The sequence below is a fragment of the Nocardioides imazamoxiresistens genome (assembly GCF_032378595.1).
GTDB classification, from domain to species: Bacteria; Actinomycetota; Actinomycetes; order Propionibacteriales; family Nocardioidaceae; genus Nocardioides; species Nocardioides imazamoxiresistens.
Map to the genome: position 1 here is coordinate 182,861 of NZ_JAVYII010000007.1, position 20,518 is coordinate 203,378.

Below are 20,518 nucleotides of genomic sequence, written 5' to 3' on the forward strand. Positions count from 1 at the left end.
CCGCCCGTGGGAGACTGACGCCCATGCTCCGTTGGCTCACCGCGGGGGAGTCGCACGGCCCCAGTCTGGTCGCGATCCTCGAAGGTCTTCCCGCTCACGTCCAGGTCACCTCGGGTGACGTCGCCGACGCCCTCGCCCGTCGCCGCCTCGGCTACGGCCGCGGCGCGCGGATGAAGTTCGAGCAGGACGAGGTGCGCCTGGTCGGCGGCGTCCGCCACGGCTCGACCCAGGGCGGTCCCGTCGCGATCGAGGTGGGCAACACCGAGTGGCCGAAGTGGGAGACCGTGATGTCGGCCGACCCGGTCGACCCCGCCGCCCTCGAGGGCAGCGCGCGCAACGCGCCGCTGACCCGGCCCCGCCCGGGCCACGCCGACCTGGTCGGCATGCAGAAGTACGACTTCGACGAGGCCCGGCCGATCCTCGAGCGCGCCTCGGCCCGCGAGACCGCTGCCCGCGTCGCGCTGGGCACGGTCGCGGCCGCGTTCCTCGAGCAGAGCACCGGCGCCCGGATCGTCTCCCACGTCGTCGAGCTCGGCGGCGTGCCCGCCCCGAAGGGCTCCGTGCCGCTGCCGGACGACGTCGAGCGCCTCGACGCCGACCCGGTGCGCTGCCTCGACCCGGAGGCCTCGGCCCGGATGGTCGAGCGGATCGACCAGGCCCACAAGGACGGTGACACCCTCGGCGGCGTCGTCGAGGTCGTCGTGCACGGCCTGCCCCCGGGTCTCGGGTCGCACGTGCACTGGGACCGTCGCCTCGACGCCCGCCTCGCCGGCGCGTTGATGGGCATCCAGGCGATCAAGGGCGTCGAGGTCGGCGACGGCTTCGAGCTCGCGGCCACGCCGGGGTCCCTGGCGCACGACGAGATCGTCGCCGACACCCCCGGGGCGCCGGCCGACGAGCTCGGCCTGCGTCGCGCCTCGGGACGTGCCGGCGGCACCGAGGGCGGCATGAGCACGGGCGACGCGCTGCGCGTGCGCGCCGCGATGAAGCCGATCGCGACCGTCCCGCGGGCCCTGCGCACCGTCGACGTGGCGACCGGCGAGGCCACCGTGGCCCACCACCAGCGCTCCGACGTGTGCGCCGTCCCGGCGGCCGGGATCGTGGCCGAGGCCATGGTCGCGCTCGTCGTCGCCGACGCCGTGCTGGAGAAGTTCGGCGGCGATTCGGTGGGGGAGACCCGCCGCAACGTCACGGCGTACCTCGACGCGCTGAGGTACCGGTGACCGGTCCCCGGGTCGTCCTCGTCGGTTCCATGGGGGCCGGCAAGACGACCGTCGGCGAGGCGCTGGCGCAGCGGTGGGGCGTCGGGTTCCGCGACACCGACGAGGACGTCGTCGCCACCGCGGGCCGACCGATCGCCGACATCTTCGTGACCGACGGCGAGGAGCACTTCCGGGCCCTCGAGCGGGCGGCCGTCGCCGCCGCGCTGGCCGAGCACGACGGCGTCCTCGCCCTCGGCGGCGGGGCGGTCGTCGACCCGGGCACCCGGGCGGCCCTGGCCGGGCGCACGGTCGTGTTCCTGCAGGTCGGGCTGGCCGAGGCCGTGCAGCGCGTGGGCCTGGGCAGCTCGCGACCGATGCTGCTCGGAAACGTGCGCGGTCGCATCAAGACCCTCCTGGACGAGCGCACCCCGGTCTACACCGAGGTCGCGAGCCTCGTCGTGGACACCGACGGGATCGGGCCCGCCGAGGTGGCCGCGCTGATCGACGCCCGGCTGGAGCAGGCCCGTGCCTGAGGTCGCAGCACCGGTGCCGGGCACCACGACCATCGCGGTGCGGGGCTCGTCCCCCTACGACGTGGTGGTCGGCGAGGGCCTCGGCGACCGGGTGCTGCCGATGCTGGGTGCCGACGTGCGCCGGGTGGCGGTCCTGTTCCCCGACGGTCTCCGCGCGCTCGCCGAGCCGGTCGTGGCGGCGCTCGAGGGCGCCGGGCTACGCGTGCTGGAGCTGCCCCTGCCCGAGGGGGAGGACGCCAAGACCGCGACCGTCGCGGTCGCCGCGTGGGACGCGCTCGGCGAGGCCGGCTTCACCCGCTCCGACGCCGTCGTCACGGTCGGGGGCGGCGCGACCACGGACATGGGCGGCTTCATCGCCGCCACCTGGCTGCGCGGCGTCCCCGTGGTCCACGTGCCGACGACGCTGCTCGGCATGGTCGACGCGGCCGTCGGCGGCAAGACCGGCATGAACACCGCGGCCGGCAAGAACCTGGTCGGTTCCTTCCACGAGCCCGCCGGCGTGGTCTGCGACCTCGCCACGCTGCGTACGCTCCCGCGCGACGAGCTCGTCAGCGGCCTCGGCGAGGTCGTCAAGTGCGGCTTCATCGCCGACCCGGAGATCCTGCGGCTCGTCGAGTCGGACCCCGAGGGCGCGGCCGATCCCGCCAGCCCCGTGCTGGCCGAGCTGGTGCGCCGCTCCGTGCAGGTCAAGGTCGACGTGGTCGTCGGCGACCTGCGGGAGACGGCGGGCTTCGCCGGGGCCGGAGGCCACCCGGGGCGCGAGGCCCTCAACTACGGCCACACGATGGCGCACGCGATCGAGCGGGCCGAGGGCTACACGATGCGCCACGGCGAGGCCGTCGCGATCGGGATGGTCTTCGTGGCCGAGCTGGCCCGACGCGCGGGCCGGCTCGACGACGCGACCGTCGACCGACACGCGGCGACCCTGGCGGCCGTCGGCCTGCCCACCGGCTATGACGGGGCGGACCCGGCGACGCTGCAGGCGGCGATGAAGGTGGACAAGAAGTCGCGCGGTGACCAGCTGCGGTTCGTCGTGCTCGATGCGCTGGCGACCCCGCGGATCCTCGCCGGGCCGGCCGAGGCCGACCTGCTCGCGGCCGACGCGGCGATGCGAGGGGGAGCCCGGTGAAGGTCCTGGTGCTCAACGGTCCCAACCTGGGTCGTCTGGGCCGGCGGCAGCCGGAGATCTACGGCACCACCACCCACGCCGACCTCGCCCGCTCGTGCGTCGCGTGGGGTGCCGACCTGGGTCTCGACGTCGAGGTGCGCCAGACCAACCACGAGGGCGTGATGGTCGACTGGCTCAACGCCGCCGCCGACGACGCGGTCCCGGTGGTGCTCAACGCCGCGGCCTGGACCCACTACTCGTACGCCGTGCACGACGCCTGCGCACAGCTCGTCGCGCCGCTCGTCGAGGTCCACCTCTCCGATCCCGAGACGCGCCCCGAGACCTGGCGCCACCACTCCGTGGTCACGCCGTACGCCGCCACGGTGGTCAAGGGCAGGGGCGTGGACGGCTACCGCGAGGCGCTGGAGTTCGTGGCCCGCCCCTCTCCTCTATAGAATCACCCGCCGGCGCGCCCCGACGGGGCCGCGCCGCTCGAACCTCCGACGACCAGAAGGCTGACCTCGCGCATGGCATCGACGAACGACCTCAAGAACGGCATGGTCCTCAACCTCGACAAGCAGCTGTGGTCGGTCGTGGAGTTCCAGCACGTCAAGCCCGGCAAGGGCCCGGCGTTCGTGCGGACCAAGCTGAAGAACGTCGAGTCGGGCAAGGTCGTCGACAAGACCTTCAACGCCGGCACGAAGGTCGAGACCGCGACGGTCGACCGCCGCACGATGCAGTACCTCTACAACGACGGCTCGAACTACGTCTTCATGGACACGGGCACGTACGAGCAGCTCGAGATCGCCCCCGACATCGTCGGCACCGCGAAGAACTTCCTCCTGGAGAACCAGGAGGCGATCGTCGCGACGAACGAGGGCCGCGTGCTCTTCGTCGAGCTGCCCGCGTCCGTCGAGCTCGAGATCACCCACACCGACCCGGGCCTGCAGGGCGACCGCTCGACGGGTGGCACGAAGCCGGCCACGCTGGAGACCGGCCACGAGATCCAGGTGCCGCTGTTCCTCAGCACCGGCGAGAAGGTCAAGGTCGACACCCGCGACTCCTCCTACCTGGGCCGCGTCAAGTCCTGATGGGTGCCCGCACCAAGGCGCGCAAGCGCGCCCTCGACGTCCTCTTCGCCGCCGAGATGCGCGGCGAGGACGCCGTCGCCGCGCTGGACGCGGCGACGGCGGCCGGGGAGGCGCCGAACAACCCGTACACGACCACCCTCGTGCGCGGCGTCGCCGAGCACCGCGAGGAGATCGACGCGACGCTCACCGCCCACGCCCAGGGCTGGACCCTGGCGCGCATGCCCGCGGTCGACCGCAACGTGCTGCGGCTCGCGGTCTGGGAGATCCTGCACGCCGAGGACGTCGACTCCGCCGTGGCGATCAGCGAGGCGCTGACGCTCGTGGGCGACCTGTCGACCGACGACTCGCCGGGGTTCGTCAACGGCGTGCTGTCGGCCGTCGCGCGCGACCAGCGCTCCGCCGGCTGACCCGGCCGGGACCAGGGGGCCCGGGGGAGCGGCCCGGGGTTTGCCGGGAGCCGTGGCGGGGTACGCCGCGGCCCCACGTCCGGTCGCCGTGCGACCGGACGCGCGTCCCCCGACCCCTCGGCCGAAGGAGCTCGCTCGGTGAGCGTCCCGCCCCACCACCAGCCGCACCCGCCGCACCAACCGCCGCACCAGCCGCCGCACCAGTCGCCGCTCGACGACGTGCGTGACGGCGGCACGAGCGAACGGCTCTACACCACCGACGAGCTCGAGGCGTACACCCGTGAGCAGGACGCCCTCGGCCACGCGGGCGGCTGGAGCGCCGAGGAGATGGACGAGACGCGCCCCGTGCCACCGGTGCCGTCCGGTCCGCCCGGCCACCCCCTGCCGTCGGGGCCGCCCACGGGGCCGCCGCGACCCGAGCTCCCCGCGATGCCCGCCGCTCCCGCCGCCCGCGGGCGGCGGCGCGCGACGCCGGGCAGCCAGCCCGCGCCGCCGCGCCGGGCCCAGCCCGCACACCCGGGACAGCCGGGCGAGGCCGCTCCCGGCGACGTGGCGGTGCCGCGCTTCATGTCGGCCTCCGACTTCCTGGACCGACGCGCCGGGGAGGAGCCGGTGGGACCGGCCACCTGGGGCTGGCGCGGCGGCGTCCGGCGGTGGTCGGGCGGGCTGGTGCGCCCCCGGATGGGTCAGGCCGAGCTCGCGCACGAGCTGAACCGCCGCGCGATCCAGCGCGACTTCGACGGCCCGCGCACCATCGCGTTCCTCAACCCCAAGGGCGGCGCGGCGAAGACCACGGGCGTCCTGATGGCCGGCCACACGTTCGGCACGGTCCGAGGCGGCGGCGTCGTGGCCTGGGACAACAACGAGACCCGCGGCACCCTCGGCATCCGTGCGCTGCGCGGCGAGCACCGCAACACCACCCGGGAGCTGCTGGAGGACCTGGAGCGGTTCAACGACGTCTACCAGGCGCGGATCGGCGACCTCGGCGCGTTCGTGCGCTCCCAGGGCGACGCCCACTTCGACGTGCTCGCCTCCGACGAGCGCGCGGACGTCACCGGGATGATCCGCGCGGGCGACTTCAAGGCGGTGCACGCACTGCTGCAGCGCTTCTACCGCCTGATCATCGTCGACACGGGCAACAACCTGCGCGCGGAGAACTGGCTGGCGGCCGCCGAGGCGGCGGACCTGCTGGTGGTGACCAGCACCGTGCGGGAGGACACCGGCTACAGCGGCCTGTGGATGCTCGACGCCCTCGCCGACGCCGGTTACAGCGACCTCGCCCGTCGGACGGTCACGGTGCTCTCGGACCCGTCGCCGAAGGTCGACGAGCAGCTCGCGCGCGACCTGACCGACGTCTACGACCAGCGCACCCGCGCCGTCTTCCGGGTGCCCTACGACCCGGTCCTGGTCTCCGGCTCCGTGGTGCCGTACGCGCAGCTCTCGACCGCCACGCAGCGATCGTGGCTGGCCGCCTGCGCCGGGATGGCCGAGGCGCTGTAGGTCCGGGAGCCACCCGGGAACACCGACGCACGGCGTCTCGTTGGCAGGGACATGCGTGCAGTCGTCTACACCGAGACCGGTCCCTCCTCCGTCCTGACGCTCGTCGAGCGAGACGTCCCCGAGCCCGGCCCGGGCGAGGTCCGCGTGCGGCTCGTGCGCGCCGGGGTCAACCCGACCGACTGGAAGTTCCGAGCCGTGTTCGGCCCGGCCTTCGACGAGGTCGCGCCCGGCCAGGACGGCGCCGGTGTCGTCGACGCCGTCGGCGCGGGCGTCGACGACCTCGCCGTCGGCGACCGGGTCTGGCTGCTGCTGGCGCAGCACCAGCGTCCCTACGGCACCGCCGTGGAGCAGACCGTCCAGCCGCGCGAGCGGGTCCACCGCCTGCCCGACGGCGCCTCCTTCGACCTGGGCGCCAGCCTGGGCGTACCGGCCGTGACGGCGCACCGCGCGCTCACCGCCGGCGACGTCGACCGCCTCGGTCCCGGGACGCTGGAGGGCCGCACGGTCCTGGTCGCGGGCGGGGCGGGCGCGGTCGGCAACGCCGCCATCCAGCTCGCCGTCTGGTCGGGGGCCACCGTCGTGACCACCATCAGCAGCGACGAGAAGGCACGGCTGGCCCGCGCGGCCGGCGCCCACCACGTCGTGAACTACCGCGAGCAGGACGTCGTCGCCGCGGTCCGCGAGATCGCCCCCGACGGCGTCGACCTCGTGGTCGAGGTCGCGCCCGCGCAGAACTTCGCCATCGACGTCGAGGTGGTGCGCGACCACGGCACCGTGGCCTTCTACGCGAACGACGGCGGCGACGAGGCGAGCCTGCCCGTGCGGGCCGCGTTCGCCAACAACCTGCGCCTGCAGGGCCTGATCCTCTACACGCTGACCCCCGAGCAGGTCGCCGCCGGCGCCGAGGACGTCACGGCGGCCGTCGCGGCCGGTGCCCTGCGGGTCGGCGAGGAGGTGGGTCTGCCGCTGCACCACCACCCGCTCGAGGACCTCGCGGCCGCCCACGACGCGGTCGAGGCCGGCACGATCGGCAAGGTGCTGGTCGACGTCGCCGACGCCTGAGCGAGGATCCACCCCGTGAGCGAGACGGTGGAGGTGGACGTCGTCGTCCTGGGCGCGGGCCCGGGCGGCGAGACGGTCGGCGGCCTGCTGGGCAAGGCGGGCGTCGACGTGGTGGTGGTCGAGGAGCACCTGGTCGGCGGGGAGTGCCCGTTCTACGGCTGCGTACCCTCCAAGCTGATGATCGCCGGCGCGCGACGCGCCGCCGAGGGATCGCCCGACTGGGCGCACGTCGCGCAGCGGATCCGGTCCGACGCGACCCACGACTGGACCGACACGCCGTTCGCCGAGCGGCTGGTGGGCCACGGCGCGCGGCTGGTGCGCGGACGCGGCCGGATCGTCGGCCCCCGGCGCGTCGCGGTGGACGGCACCACCTACGTCGCCCGTCGCGGGGTCGTGCTGAACACCGGCACGCGCCCCGCGGTCCCGCCCGTCGAGGGCCTCGCCGGCACGCCGTTCTGGACCAACCGCGACATCGTCCGCCTCACCGAGCTGCCCGGCTCGATCGTGGTGCTCGGCGCCGGCCCGATCGGCGTCGAGCTCGCCCAGGTCCTCGCCCGCTTCGGCGTCGCGGTCACCCTCGTCGACCAGGCGCCGCGGCTGCTGCCACGCGACGAGCCCGAGGCCTCCCGCGTGCTGGCCGAGGCGCTGGCCGCCGACGGCGTCCGGCTGGTGCTGAGCGCCGGGGTCGACCGGGTGGCGCACGCGGACGGCGGTTTCGTCGTCGAGGTCGGCGAGGAGACGCTGCGGGCCGAGCGCCTGCTGGTCGCGGCCGGTCGGACGCTCCAGCTCGACGACCTCGGCCTCGAGGCGGCCGACGTCGTCGTGGACGGCGGCGCGCTGGAGGTCGACGAGCGGATGCGGGTACGCGCAGCGACGGCCGGTGACGGCGGCGGCCCGTGGCTGTGGGCCGTCGGCGACATCACCGGCAAGGGCGCGTTCACCCACGTCTCGAACTACCAGGGCCGGGTCGCGGTGCGCGACCTCCTCGGCCAGGACGGCCCGTGGGCCGACTACCGCGCGGCGACGCGGGTGACCTACACGGAACCCGAGATCGCCGTGGTCGGCCTGACGGAGGCGCAGGCGCGCGAGTCCGGGGCGTACGCCATGGAGGTCGCCGTCGGCGACCTCGGCGCCCGGGGGTGGCTCGACGAGACCGACGGCGTCGTCAAGCTGGTCGCCGACACGAGCCAGGGGAGCGGCGTGCTGGTCGGCGCGACCGTCGCGGGGCCGGCGGCGGGCGAGGTCATCGGGCTGCTGGCCACCGCCGTGCACGCCCGCGTCCCGCTCGCCGACCTGCGGACGATGCACTTCGCGTACCCGACCTACCACCGCGCCATCGAGACCGTGCTCTGGCGATTGCCGCACTGACCGCCCGCTGACCGGCGTCCTGCCATGCTCGGACGCATGACCTCCACCGCAGCTGCCGCGACCACCCTCCTGCGCCTGCACCAGGCGCCGGAGCTGCTCACCGTCGTCAACGTCTGGGACGCTGTCTCGGCCCAGGTCGTCACCGGCGTCCAGGGCACGACCGCCCTCGCGACGGCGAGCCACTCGATCGCGGCGAGCCGGGGCTACGAGGACGGCGAGAACATCCCCGTCGCGGAGATGATCGAGGAGGTGCGTCGCATCGTGGCGGCCACCCACCTGCCGGTCACCGCCGACCTCGAGGGCGGGTACGGCGACGCGCCCGGCACCGTGCGGCGCGCCATCGAGGTCGGTGTGGTCGGCGCGAACCTCGAGGACCAGCTCAAGCCCCTCGCCGAGGCCGCCGCGCAGGTCGAGGCCGTGATGGAGGCGGCCCGCGACGCCGGGGTGCCGGACTTCGTGCTCAACGCCCGCACCGACGCGTTCGTGCTCGGCGCCGACGACCCGCTCGCGGAGGCCGTGGAGCGCGGCCGGGCCTACCTCGACGCCGGCGCCCCCACCGTGTTCGTGCCGGGTCCGCTCGACGAGGACCAGGTCGCCACGCTGGTCGACGCGTTCGGGCCGCAGAAGCTCACGGTCATCGGCCTGCCCGGCGTGCCGTCGCCGCCGCGGCTGCAGGAGCTCGGCGTCGCCCGGGTCTCCTACGGCCCGCTGTCGCAGCGCGTCGCGCTGACGGCGCTCGCCGAGCTGGTCGAGTCGGTGCACGACGGCGGCGGCGTGCCGGAGGGCACCCGTCCGCTGAACTGAGCCGGCGGGTGCCATCCTCGGGCGCATGGGTCTCTTCCGCAGGCGCCCGACCGGTCCGACCGGTCCGGCCGGTCCGACCGGCCCGGCCGGCCGGCCCACGCCGGCACCGACGACGCCGTCCGCCGACCTGCCGCCCGCGCCGCCCGGCCCCGACGCGCTCGTCGTCGAGGAGGCGGTGGACCTCCCCGGCGGCGTCGGGACGATGGTGACGGGCACGCTCGGCCACGCGCTGGAGGTCGGCGCGACGGTCGTGCTCGTGCGCGGGGACGGCGCGGTGGCCCGCGCGGAGGTCCGCGGGCTCCGGGCCGCCGGGCGCCGCGACCAGCCCGACGTGGGCGTGCGGGTGGGCGTCCTGCTCGACGGCCCTCCCCGGCGCGAGCTGCGTCCCGGCGACGTGGTGCGGATCGCCTGACTCCTGGCTCGGAGCACCCCTGCGGCGCTGCTAGAGTTCCGTCCCGTTCGACATCCTTTAACGAGCCGTCCCGTGAGGCGGAGAAGGAGGTCCGGCAGGCATGCCTGCTCCGACTGGTGACGTGAGCCCCGACGACGCCGGAGACATCTCCGGCCCCCCTGGCCGCACCGTCCTCGACGCCCGTGACATCTCCCGGGCCCTCACCCGCATCTCCCACGAGATCCTCGAGCGCAACAAGGGCCACGAGGGCCTCGTGCTGCTCGGGATCCCGACGCGTGGCGTGGGTCTGGCCCGGCGGATCGCGGAGCGGATCCACGCGACCGAGGGCGTGACGGTGCCGACCGGCTCCCTCGACATCACCCTCTACCGCGACGACCTGCGCCGCCACCCGGCGCGGGGTCCCCAGCCCACCGAGGTGCCGGCCGGCGGGATCGACGGTCGCACCGTGGTGCTGGTCGACGACGTGCTCTACTCCGGGCGCACGGTGCGCGCCGCGCTCGACGCCCTCGCCGACCTCGGCCGACCGGCGGCGGTGCGCCTCGCGGTGCTCGTCGACCGCGGCCACCGCGACCTGCCGATCCGCGCCGACCACGTCGGCAAGAACCTCCCGAGCGCCCGCAGCGAGCGCGTGATGGTCCGGCTCGTCGAGACCGACGGCCTCGACGTCGTCCGCATCGCGGAGGGCGCCGAGGGCGCCCCGGGCGCCTCCCCCCACCAGGAGTCCTGATGCGCAAGCACCTCCTCTCCGTCGACGACCTCACCGTCGACGACGTGTCCACGCTGTTCACGACCGCCGCGGAGATGCACGACGTGCAGCGCCGCGAGGTCAAGAAGCTGCCCGCGCTGCGCGGTCGCACCGTCATCAACCTGTTCTTCGAGGACTCCACCCGCACCCGCTCGAGCTTCGAGATCGCGGGCAAGTGGCTCTCGGCCGACACGATCAACATCACCGGCAAGGGCTCGAGCGCCTCGAAGGGCGAGAGCCTGCGCGACACGGTGCTGACCATCACCGCGATGGGCGTCGACGCCCTGGTGATGCGCCACGGCGCCAGCGGTGCCGCGCTCCAGGTCTCGCAGTGGGTCGACGCCGCCGTGATCAACGCGGGTGACGGCACGCACGAGCACCCGACGCAGGCGCTGCTCGACGCGTACACCCTGACCCGCCGTCTGGGCTCGCTCGAGGGTCGTCACGTGGTCCTGGTCGGCGACCTCACCCACAGCCGGGTCTTCCGCAGCAACGTCGGGCTGCTGCGCGCCCTGGGCGCCGAGGTCACGGCGGTCGCGCCGCCCACGCTGATGCCGAGCGGCATCGGCACGTGGAGCGCGCAGGCCGGGTTCGCGACGTCCTACGACCTCGACGAGGTGCTGCCGAAGGCCGACGCGGTGATGATGCTGCGCGTCCAGAAGGAGCGGATGAGCGGCGGGTTCTTCCCGACCAGCCGGGAGTACACGGTCGGCTACGGACTGACCCGCGCCCGCCTCGACGTCCTCGGCCCGGACGTCCCGATCTGCCACCCGGGCCCGATGAACCGCGGCCTCGAGATCGCGGCCGACGCCGCCGACGCCGCCCAGTCCCTCATCCTCGACCAGGTCTCGGCCGGGGTCGCGGTCCGCATGTCCGTCCTGTACCACCTGCTCGCCGGGGAGGGAGCCGCATGAGCGCCACCGAGAACCACGTCCTGATCCGCGGCGCGTCCCTGCTGGGGGAGCAGCGCGCCGACGTCCTCGTCGCCGACGGGGTCGTCGCGGAGGTCGGCTCACGGCTCGACGCCGCGGGTGCCCGCACCATCGAGGCCGACGGCCTCGTGCTGCTGCCGGGCCTCGTCGACCTCCACACGCACCTGCGCGAGCCCGGTCGCGAGGACGCCGAGACGGTACGCACGGGGTCGCGGGCCGCCGCGGTGGGCGGCTACACCGCCGTCCTGGCGATGGCGAACACCAGCCCGGTCACCGACACGGCCGAGGCGGCCGAGCGGGTGCACGACCTCGGCCGGGCCGCGGGCCTCGTCGACGTGCAGCCGGTCGGGGCCGTCACCAAGGGCCTCGCCGGTGCCGAGCTCGCCGAGCTGGGCCTGATGGCCCGCAGCCGCGCGGGCGTACGGGTCTTCTCCGACGACGGCCGCTGCGTCGCCGACGCCCGCGTGATGCGCCGGGCGCTGGAGTACGTCAAGACGTTCGGCGGCGTGGTCTCCCAGCACGCCCAGGAGCCGACGCTGGCCGGGCCGAGCGCCTGCTGCCACGAGGGCGAGCTGTCCGGGCGCCTCGGCCTGCCGGGCTGGCCCGGGGTCGCCGAGGAGGTCATCGTCGCCCGCGACGTCATGCTGGCGCGCCACACCGGCTCGCGGGTCCACGTCGCGCACGCCTCGACGGCGGGCACCGTCGAGGTGCTGCGCTGGGCGAAGAGCCAGGGCGTCGCGGTCACCGCCGAGGTCACCCCGCACCACCTGCTGCTGACGACCGACCTGCTCGGCGGCTACGACCCCACGTTCAAGGTCAACCCGCCGCTGCGCCCGGCCGAGGACGTCGAGGCGCTGCGCGAGGCGCTGGCCGACGGCACCATCGACGCGGTCGCCACCGACCACGCGCCGCACGCGCGCCACGACAAGGAGCACGCGTTCGTCGACGCCGCGTTCGGCATGCTCGGCCTCGAGACCGCGCTGCAGGTCGTCGCGACCGTGATGGTCTCCAGCGGCCGGATGGGCTGGGGCGACCTGGCCCGTGTGATGTCGACGCGTCCCGCCGAGATCGCCGGCCTGCACCACACGGCGGGCCACGGCCGCCCCATCGCCGCGGGCGAGCCGGCGAACCTGACCCTCGTCGACCCCGCCGCGTCGGTGGTCGTCGACCGCGACGACTCGGTGTCGCTGTCCCGCAACAACCCCTGGCACGGCCGCACCCTCGCCGCCCGCGTCCACGCGACGCTGCTGCGCGGCGTGCCGACCGTGCTCGACGGCACCCTGGTCACGACGGAAGGAAGCCACGCATGACCCGCCGCACCGCCCCCGCCCTCCTCGTCCTCGAGGACGGGCGCACCTTCCGCGGCGAGGCCTTCGGCGCGGAGGGCGAGACCTTCGGCGAGGCCGTCTTCTCCACCGGCATGACCGGCTACCAGGAGACGCTGACCGACCCCTCCTACCACCGCCAGGTGGTCGTGATGACCGCGCCGCACGTCGGCAACACGGGCATCAACGACGAGGACCCCGAGTCGGCCCGGATCTGGGTCGCCGGCTACGTCGTGCGCGACCCCGCGCGGGTGTCGTCCAACTGGCGCAGCGCGCGCAGCCTCGACGACGAGCTGCGCGCCCAGGGCGTCGTCGGCATCAGCGGGATCGACACCCGGGCCCTGACCCGTCACCTGCGCGAGCGCGGGGCGATGCGCGTCGGCATCTCGACCACGGAGACCGACCCCGAGCGGCTGCTCGAGCGCGTGCTCGCCTCGGGCGAGATGGCCGGCACGGAGCTCTCCGACGAGGTCACGACGCAGAGCGCGTACGTCGTCCCGGCCCGGCCGGGGCCCTGGGGGGACAAGCGCTTCACGGTCGCCGCGGTCGACCTCGGCATCAAGGCGAACACGCCGCGGATGATGGCCGAGCGGGGCATCGAGGTGCACGTGCTGCCGGCGACCGCCTCGATCGACGAGGTGCTCGCCGTCGGCGCCGACGGCCCCGACGGGTTGTTCTTCTCCAACGGTCCCGGCGACCCGGCCGCGACCACCGACCAGGTGGCGCTGCTGCAGGAGGCCCTGGGCCGCGACGTGCCGTACTTCGGCATCTGCTTCGGCAACCAGCTCTTCGGCCGTGCGCTGGGCTTCGGCACCTACAAGCTCACCTACGGCCACCGCGGCATCAACCAGCCGGTGATGGACCGCACCACCGGCAAGGTCGAGGTCACGGCCCACAACCACGGGTTCGCCGTCGACGCACCCACCGACCGCGCGACCGAGACGGCGTACGGCGTCGCGTCGGTCTCGCACGTGTGCCTCAACGACGACGTCGTCGAGGGGCTCGAGCTGCGCGACGGCGAGGGCGGTGCGCTGAAGAGCTTCTCGGTGCAGTACCACCCCGAGGCCGCGGCCGGGCCGCACGACGCGGCGTACCTGTTCGACCGGTTCTGCGAGCTCATGGACGCTCGCGGCGCCCGCCCCACCAGCCAGCCCAGCAGTGAGCCCAGCAGCGAGCCCAGCAGCGAGAAGGAGGCCTGAGCCGTGCCCAAGCGCGACGACATCAAGAGCGTGATGGTGATCGGCTCCGGCCCGATCATCATCGGGCAGGCGTGCGAGTTCGACTACTCGGGCACGCAGGCCTGCCGCGTGCTGAAGGCCGAGGGCCTGCGCGTGGTGCTGGTGAACTCCAACCCCGCGACGATCATGACCGACCCCGAGTTCGCGGATGCGACCTACGTCGAGCCGATCACGCCGGAGTTCGTGGAGCGCGTGATCGCGAAGGAGCGCCCCGACGCGCTGCTGCCGACGCTGGGCGGCCAGACCGCGCTCAACGCCGCGATCGCCCTGCACGAGAACGGGGTGCTGGAGCGCTACGGCGTCGAGATGATCGGCGCCGACTTCGACGCCATCCACCGGGGCGAGAACCGCGAGCAGTTCAACGCGATCGTCGCGAAGGTCGGCGGCGAGGTGGCCCGCAGCTTCGTGTGCAACGGCGAGGAGCTCGGCTCGGCGGCGACCAAGCAGGAGAAGGAGCGGTACGCCCTCGAGCGCGCGTTCGCCGCGGCCGACGAGCTCGGCTTCCCCGTCGTGATCCGCCCGTCCTTCACCATGGGCGGCACCGGGTCGGGCATCGCCTACGACGGCGACGACCTGGTGCGCATCGCGGGCGCCGGCCTGTCCGCCAGCCCGACCACCGAGGTGCTGATCGAGGAGTCCATCATCGGGTGGAAGGAGTACGAGCTGGAGGTGATGCGCGACAAGGCCGACAACGTCGTCATCATCTGCTCGATCGAGAACCTCGACCCGATGGGCGTGCACACCGGCGACTCGATCACCGTCGCGCCGGCGATGACGCTGACCGACCGGGAGTACCAGCACCTGCGGGACCTGGCCATCGAGATCATCCGCGAGGTCGGCGTCGACACGGGCGGCTGCAACATCCAGTACGCCGTCAACCCCGCCGACGGGCGGGTCATCGTCATCGAGATGAACCCCCGGGTGTCGCGCTCGAGCGCGCTGGCCTCGAAGGCGACGGGCTTCCCGATCGCGAAGATCGCGGCCAAGGTCGCGATCGGCTACACGCTCGACGAGATCCCCAACGACATCACGGCCCGCCCCGACGGGTCGAGCACGCCGGCCAGCTTCGAGCCGAGCCTCGACTACGTCGTGGTGAAGGTGCCGCGCTTCGCGTTCGAGAAGTTCCCCGGCGCGGACCCGCGCCTGACCACGCACATGAAGTCCGTCGGCGAGGCGATGGCGATCGGCCGCAACTTCACCGAGGCGCTGCAGAAGGCGCTGCGCTCCCTGGAGAGCAAGGACGCGCCGTTCGACTGGAGCCACACCTGGGTCGACCTCGACAAGGACGCCCTGCTGGCCGAGATCGCGGTGCCGCACGACGGGCGGCTCAAGAAGGTCATGGACGCGCTGCGCGCGGGCGCGACCCCGCAGGAGGTCTTCGACGCCACCGGCATCGACCCCTGGTACGTCGACCAGCTCGCGCTGATCAACGAGGTGGCGGCCGAGATCGCGGCCGCGCCGGAGCTGACGGCGGACGTGCTGCGCACCGCGAAGCGGCACGGCTTCTCCGACGTGCAGATCGGTCGGATCCGCAACCTGGCGCCCGCCGTGGTGCGGGGCGTGCGGCACGCGCTGGGGGTGCGACCGGTCTACAAGACCGTCGACACGTGCGCCGCCGAGTTCGCCGCGCGCACGCCGTACCACTACTCCTCCTACGACGAGGAGACCGAGGTCGCTCCCCGCGAGCGGCCGGCGGTGATCATCCTCGGCTCCGGGCCGAACCGGATCGGCCAGGGCATCGAGTTCGACTACTCCTGCGTGCACGCCTCGCTGGCGCTGAGCGCGGCGAAGGACGGCGCCGGGCTGCCCGGCGGCGGCTTCGACACGATCATGGTCAACTGCAACCCGGAGACGGTCTCGACCGACTACGACACCTCCGACCGGCTCTACTTCGAGCCGCTCACGCTGGAGGACGTGCTCGAGGTCGTGCACGCCGAGCAGGCGGCCGGCCCCGTGGTCGGCGTGATCTGCCAGCTCGGCGGCCAGACTCCGCTGGGCCTGGCCCGCGGCCTGGAGGAGGCCGGCATCCCGATCGTCGGCACGCCGCCGGCGGCCATCGACCTGGCCGAGGAGCGGGGTGCGTTCGGGCGGGTGCTCGCCGCAGCGGGCCTGACCGCACCCAAGCACGGCACCGCGACCTCGTGGGCCGAGGCCCAGCAGATCGCCGCGGAGATCGGCTACCCGGTGCTGGTGCGTCCGTCGTACGTGCTCGGCGGGCGCGGCATGGAGATCGTCTACGACGACGGCGCGCTCGAGGCGTACCTCGACAAGTACGTCACCGCGGGGCTGATCAGCCCCGAGGCCCCCGTGCTCGTCGACCGCTTCCTCGACGACGCCGTCGAGATCGACGTGGACGCGATCTTCGACGGCGACGAGCTGTTCCTCGGCGGCGTGATGGAGCACATCGAGGAGGCCGGCATCCACTCCGGCGACTCGTCGTGCGCGCTGCCCCCGATCACCCTCGGCGCCCGGGAGATCGGCCGGATCCGCACGGCCACCGAGGCGATCGCCCGCGGCGTCGGCGTGCGGGGCCTCATCAACATCCAGTTCGCGCTGGGCTCGGACATCCTCTACGTCCTCGAGGCGAACCCGCGGGCCTCGCGCACCGTGCCGTTCGTGTCGAAGGCGACCGCGACGCCGCTGGCCAAGGCCGCGGCGCGGGTGATGCTCGGCGAGTCGGTCGCGGACCTGCGGGCGGCCGGCGTCCTGCCCGCGACCGGCGACGGGGGCACGCTGCCCGACGGCTGCCCGATCGCGGTGAAGGAGGCCGTGATGCCCTTCAACCGGTTCAAGACCCCCGACGGCCACTTCGTCGACACGGTCCTGGGCCCGGAGATGAAGTCGACCGGCGAGGTGATGGGCTTCGACGCCGACTTCGGCACGGCGTTCGCGAAGTCGCAGGCGGCGGCGTACGGCTCGCTGCCGCGCGGCGGCAAGGTCTTCGTCTCGATGGCCAACCGCGACAAGCGCGCGATGGTCTTCCCGGTCAAGGTGCTGGCCGACCTCGGCTTCGAGATCGTCGCCACGGAGGGCACCGCCGAGGTGCTGCGGCGCAACGGCGTGCCGGCCACGGTGGTGCGCAAGCAGCACGAGGGGCCCGGCGCCGGCGGCGAGAAGACGACCGTGCAGCTCATCGACGACGGCGAGATCCAGCTGATCGTCAACACGCCCTACGGTGCGGCCGGTGCGCCCGGGACGGGCGGCCTGCCCGAGACCGGGACGGGCGGCCAGGTGCGTCTGGACGGCTACGAGATCCGCTCGGCGGCGATCAAGGCCAACATCCCGTGCATCACCACGGTCCAGGGTCTCGGCGCCGCGGTGCAGGGCATCGAGGCGCTGCGGCGCGGCGACGTCGGCGTGCGGAGCCTGCAGGAGTGGGCCGAGGTGCTGCGCGGCGCCGACGCCCCGGCCGGCGCGCGCTGAGGGCGGGGGAGTCGCATGGGTGCCTACGACCTGCTGTTCCGCCACGGCCTGACCCGCACGGACCCGGAGCAGGCGCACCACGCCGCGTTCCGGGCGATCCGGGCGGCCGGGCCGGCGGTGCGCGCCGCCCGCGTGGCGCCGCGGGCGAGCGAGCCGGTGGAGGTGCTGGGCCTGCGCTTCACGCACCGCTTCGGTCTCGCCGCGGGGTTCGACAAGAACGCCGTCGGGATCGACGCGCTGGCCGCGCTCGGCTTCTCGCACGTGGAGATCGGCACGGTGACCGGCCTGTCCCAGCCGGGCAACCCGCGCCCCCGGATGTTCCGGCTGGTCGACGACCGGGCCGTCGTCAACCGGATGGGCTTCAACAACGACGGGGCGGCCGCGGTCGCGCAGCGCCTGGCGGTGCGCGCCGAGAAGCTGGAGCGCCGCGGGCGCCGTCCGGACCTCGTGCTCGGCGTCAACATCGGCAAGTCCAAGGTCGTGCCCGAGGACGACGAGGCCGCCGTGCTCGCCGACTACGGCTCCAGCGCGCGGCTGCTGGCGCCCTACGCCGACTACCTGGTCGTCAACGTCTCCTCGCCGAACACGCCGGGGCTGCGCTCGCTGCAGGCCGTCGAGCGCCTCGCCCCGCTGGTCGCCCACGTGCGGCGCACCGCGGACGCCGCGACGGGCTCGCGCCGCGTGCCCCTGCTGGTGAAGATCGCGCCGGACCTGGCCGACGATGACGTGCTCGCGGTCGCGGACCTCGCCGTCGCGGAGGACCTCGACGGCGTGATCGCCACCAACACCACGGTGCGGCGCGACGGACTGCGCACGCCGGACGACGTCGTCGCCGACATCGGGGCCGGCGGCCTGTCGGGCGCGCCCGTCGCCGAGCGCGCCCGCGAGGTGCTGGCCCTGCTGCGCCCCCGGCTCGTGGGCCGGGCGCTGGTCTCGGTCGGCGGGGTCGAGGACGCCGACGAGGCGCTCGCCCGGGTGCGTGCCGGCGCCGACCTCGTGCAGGCGTACACCGGCTTCGTCTACGGCGGGCCGCTGTGGCCGCGCCGTGTCGCGTCGGCCCTGGCCGACGGCCCCGCCCCCAGTCCGCAGGAGCAGCCATGACGACCGTCCCCTTCGGAGTGCGGCTCGCGGCCGCGGTCGACGCACGCGGCCCGCTGTGCGCCGGCATCGACCCGCACCCGGCACTGCTGGAGGCCTGGGGCCTCGGCGTCGACGCGGCGGGCGTCGAGCGGTTCGCCCGCACGGCCGCCGAGGCGCTCGGCCAGGTGTGCTCGGTGGTGAAGCCGCAGTCGGCGTTCTTCGAGCGGTTCGGCAGCGCGGGTGTCGCGACCCTGGAGCGCACGGTCGCCGACCTGCGCGCGGCGGGCGCGCTGGTGCTGCTGGACGTCAAGCGCGGCGACATCGGCTCGACCTCGCAGGCCTACGCGGACGCGTACCTCGACCCGGCGGCCCCGCTGGCCGTCGACGCCGTGACCGTCAGCCCGTTCCTCGGCTTCGGGTCCCTCGAGCCGTTCGTGACGACGGCGCGGCGCCACGGCGGCGGCCTGTTCGTCCTCGCCCGCACGTCGAACCCCGAGGCGCCCCAGGTGCAGGCCGCGGTGCGCGAGGGTCGCTCGGTCGCCGCGACCGTGCTGGACGAGCTGCGGGCCCTCAACGCCGACGCCGCGCCGCACGGCTCCTTCGGGGCCGTCGTCGGCGCCACGATCGACGGCGCCGACGCGGCGGCGGGGGAGTCGCTCGACATCGGTGGCCCGCTGCTGGCGCCCGGCGTGGGCGCGCAGGGCGGCACGCTGGAGGACGTACGCCGGATCTTCGGCGCCGCCGCGCCCGCCGTGCTGCCCGCCTCGTCGCGCGAGATCCTCGCGGCGGGCCCGGACGTGGCCGCCCTGCGGGCCGCCGCCGTCGCGGTCGGGGAGCCCTTCCGCGCGCTGCGCGACGGGACCGCGCCGCGCTGAGGGTCCTCCCGAGCGGCCCGGTCGGCACGCGGGCGCCGCGCGGCGTTGCCTGACGCGCGCGGCCATGACTAGATTGGCCCGTCGTCCCCCCACCGTCGTCGTCGAGGAACCGCCCGTGCCGCAGCCGCCTGAGATCTCGCCCGAACAGCGCCGTGCCGCACTGGAGAAGGCGAAGGCCGTCCGCCGGGAGCGGGCCGCGGTCAAGGAGCGCCTCAAGAGCGCCGACGTCTCGATCGGCTCGGTGATCGCCGACCGCGAGGACAGCGAGGTCGTCGCGAAGATGCGGGTCGTCGACCTGCTCGAGTCGATGCCCGGTGTCGGCAAGGTGCGGGCGCGCCAGATCATGGAGCGGCTCCAGATCGCCGAGAGCCGCCGCGTGCGCGGTCTCGGCGCGAAGCAGATCGCGGCCCTCGAGGTCGAGTTCGCAGCGGGAGAGGCGTGAGCCGCGGCGTGACCTCCCGTCTCGTCGTCCTCGCCGGGCCCACCGCGGTCGGCAAGGGCACCGTCGCCGCCCGCGTGCGCGAGGCGCACCCCGACGTGTGGATCTCCGTGTCCGCCACCACCCGCGCGCCGCGCCCGGGCGAGGTCGACGGGGTGCACTACCACTTCGTCTCCGACGCCGAGTTCGACGCGATGGTCGAGGGCGACGAGCTGCTCGAGTGGGCCGTGGTGCACCGGGCCGCCCGTTACGGCACCCCGCGGGGACCGGTCGAGGCGGTCCTGGCCCAGGGCCGGCCGGCGATGCTCGAGATCGACCTGCAGGGCGCGCGCCAGGTGCGCTCGACGATGCCGGGCGCGTTGTTCGTCTTCCTCAAGCCGCCGAGCTGGGAGGAGCTGGTGCGCCGGCTCGTCGGTCGGGGCACCGAGACCGAGGAGGAGCGGGAGCGTCGCCTGGCCACGGCCCGCACCGAGCTGGCCGCCGAGGCGGAGTTCGACGTCACGATCGTCAACCACGAAGTTCCCGCTGCCGCCGAGGAGTTGGTAGCCTTGATGACGGTGCCCGCTTCGGCGCACTGACCCGTCGCTGCTCGACCGCGACGCACACCGATCCCGACCACATGTGAGGCCCTTGCGTGTCTGCCCCTGAAATCGCCGCCGTGGGCGTGACCAACCCGCCCATCGACGACCTGCTGACGAAGACCGACAGCAAGTACCAGCTGGTGCTCTACGGAGCCAAGCGCGCGCGGCAGATCAACGCCTACTACTCCCAGCTGGGCGAGGGCCTGCTGGAGTACGTCGGTCCGCTGGTCGACACCCACGTCCAGGAGAAGCCGCTCTCCATCGCGCTGCGCGAGATCAACGACGACCTGCTGACGTGCGAGGAGGTGGACCCCGCCGAGCTCGCCGCGGAGGAGGCCGCCAAGCGCACCGCGGCCGTCGAGTCGCCTTTCGGCGCCGAGTGACCTCCGCGTC

21 protein-coding genes are annotated in these 20,518 nt (G+C 74.3%); all 21 read left to right on the forward strand.

Annotation, left to right across the window (positions count from 1 at the left end; all coding sequences use genetic code 11):
• The first annotated feature begins 23 nt into the window (after positions 1–23).
• The 21 genes from aroC to rpoZ all read left to right on the forward strand — a co-directional run bounded on the left by aroC (position 24) and on the right by rpoZ (position 20,508).
• Entirely contained in the window at positions 24–1,223 is a 1,200-nt protein-coding gene (gene aroC / locus RDV89_RS16150; RefSeq protein ID WP_315734542.1) for a chorismate synthase, read from the forward strand.
• A complete protein-coding gene (locus tag RDV89_RS16155) occupies positions 1,220–1,735 on the forward strand; it encodes a shikimate kinase (RefSeq protein WP_315734544.1) in 516 nt (171 codons plus the stop codon). The genes aroC and RDV89_RS16155 overlap by 4 nt, the downstream gene beginning before the upstream one ends.
• Entirely contained in the window at positions 1,728–2,864 is a 1,137-nt protein-coding gene (gene aroB / locus RDV89_RS16160; RefSeq protein ID WP_315734546.1) for a 3-dehydroquinate synthase, read from the forward strand. The genes RDV89_RS16155 and aroB overlap by 8 nt, the downstream gene beginning before the upstream one ends.
• Positions 2,861–3,298, forward strand: a complete 438-nt coding sequence (locus RDV89_RS16165) for a type II 3-dehydroquinate dehydratase (protein ID WP_315734548.1) — start codon at positions 2,861–2,863, stop codon at positions 3,296–3,298. The genes aroB and RDV89_RS16165 overlap by 4 nt, the downstream gene beginning before the upstream one ends.
• A gap of 72 nt (positions 3,299–3,370) precedes the next feature.
• Positions 3,371–3,934, forward strand: a complete 564-nt coding sequence (gene efp, locus RDV89_RS16170) for an elongation factor P (protein WP_315734550.1) — start codon at positions 3,371–3,373, stop codon at positions 3,932–3,934.
• Entirely contained in the window at positions 3,934–4,341 is a 408-nt protein-coding gene (gene nusB, locus RDV89_RS16175; protein WP_315734552.1) for a transcription antitermination factor NusB, read from the forward strand. The genes efp and nusB overlap by 1 nt, the downstream gene beginning before the upstream one ends.
• Positions 4,342–4,479: 138 nt before the next feature.
• Entirely contained in the window at positions 4,480–5,841 is a 1,362-nt protein-coding gene (locus RDV89_RS16180; protein WP_315734554.1) for a hypothetical protein, read from the forward strand.
• A 51-nt stretch (positions 5,842–5,892) separates the two neighbouring features.
• On the forward strand, positions 5,893–6,903 hold the full coding sequence (locus RDV89_RS16185) for an NADPH:quinone reductase (protein WP_315734556.1): 1,011 nt from the start codon (positions 5,893–5,895) through the stop codon (positions 6,901–6,903).
• 15 nt (positions 6,904–6,918) lie between these two features.
• Complete coding sequence (locus tag RDV89_RS16190; protein ID WP_315734558.1) at positions 6,919–8,271, forward strand: dihydrolipoyl dehydrogenase family protein; 1,353 nt, start codon at positions 6,919–6,921, stop codon at positions 8,269–8,271.
• A 36-nt stretch (positions 8,272–8,307) separates the two neighbouring features.
• Entirely contained in the window at positions 8,308–9,075 is a 768-nt protein-coding gene (locus tag RDV89_RS16195) for an isocitrate lyase/PEP mutase family protein (protein WP_315734560.1), read from the forward strand.
• A gap of 25 nt (positions 9,076–9,100) precedes the next feature.
• Positions 9,101–9,487: a hypothetical protein gene (locus RDV89_RS16200; RefSeq protein WP_315734562.1), complete on the forward strand. Its 387-nt coding sequence runs from the start codon at positions 9,101–9,103 to the stop codon at positions 9,485–9,487.
• 100 nt (positions 9,488–9,587) lie between these two features.
• Positions 9,588–10,214 (forward strand): bifunctional pyr operon transcriptional regulator/uracil phosphoribosyltransferase PyrR, encoded by a 627-nt coding sequence (pyrR, locus tag RDV89_RS16205; RefSeq protein ID WP_315734564.1) that lies wholly within the window; start codon positions 9,588–9,590, stop codon positions 10,212–10,214.
• On the forward strand, positions 10,214–11,146 hold the full coding sequence (locus tag RDV89_RS16210; protein ID WP_315734566.1) for an aspartate carbamoyltransferase catalytic subunit: 933 nt from the start codon (positions 10,214–10,216) through the stop codon (positions 11,144–11,146). Before pyrR ends, RDV89_RS16210 begins: the two co-directional genes overlap by 1 nt.
• Positions 11,143–12,474, forward strand: a complete 1,332-nt coding sequence (locus RDV89_RS16215; RefSeq protein WP_315734568.1) for a dihydroorotase — start codon at positions 11,143–11,145, stop codon at positions 12,472–12,474. The genes RDV89_RS16210 and RDV89_RS16215 overlap by 4 nt, the downstream gene beginning before the upstream one ends.
• Positions 12,471–13,688: a glutamine-hydrolyzing carbamoyl-phosphate synthase small subunit gene (carA, locus tag RDV89_RS16220; protein ID WP_315734570.1), complete on the forward strand. Its 1,218-nt coding sequence runs from the start codon at positions 12,471–12,473 to the stop codon at positions 13,686–13,688. Before RDV89_RS16215 ends, carA begins: the two co-directional genes overlap by 4 nt.
• A gap of 3 nt (positions 13,689–13,691) precedes the next feature.
• Positions 13,692–17,150 carry a carbamoyl-phosphate synthase large subunit gene (carB, locus tag RDV89_RS16225; protein WP_315734571.1) on the forward strand — a complete coding sequence of 1,153 codons (3,459 nt, stop codon included), beginning with the start codon at positions 13,692–13,694 and terminating at the stop codon, positions 17,148–17,150.
• A gap of 15 nt (positions 17,151–17,165) precedes the next feature.
• Positions 17,166–18,251 (forward strand): quinone-dependent dihydroorotate dehydrogenase, encoded by a 1,086-nt coding sequence (locus RDV89_RS16230; RefSeq protein WP_315734573.1) that lies wholly within the window; start codon positions 17,166–17,168, stop codon positions 18,249–18,251.
• The gene (pyrF, locus tag RDV89_RS16235) at positions 18,248–19,105 is read left to right on the forward strand and encodes an orotidine-5'-phosphate decarboxylase (protein WP_315734575.1); all 858 of its coding nucleotides are present in this window, start codon (positions 18,248–18,250) and stop codon (positions 19,103–19,105) included. The genes RDV89_RS16230 and pyrF overlap by 4 nt, the downstream gene beginning before the upstream one ends.
• 115 nt (positions 19,106–19,220) lie before the next feature.
• The gene (gene mihF / locus RDV89_RS16240; protein WP_315734577.1) at positions 19,221–19,547 is read left to right on the forward strand and encodes an integration host factor, actinobacterial type; all 327 of its coding nucleotides are present in this window, start codon (positions 19,221–19,223) and stop codon (positions 19,545–19,547) included.
• Between the two features lie 8 nt (positions 19,548–19,555).
• Entirely contained in the window at positions 19,556–20,122 is a 567-nt protein-coding gene (gene gmk, locus RDV89_RS16245) for a guanylate kinase (protein ID WP_315734579.1), read from the forward strand.
• 56 nt (positions 20,123–20,178) lie between these two features.
• On the forward strand, positions 20,179–20,508 hold the full coding sequence (rpoZ, locus tag RDV89_RS16250) for a DNA-directed RNA polymerase subunit omega (protein ID WP_315734581.1): 330 nt from the start codon (positions 20,179–20,181) through the stop codon (positions 20,506–20,508).
• Positions 20,509–20,518 lie beyond the last annotated feature (10 nt).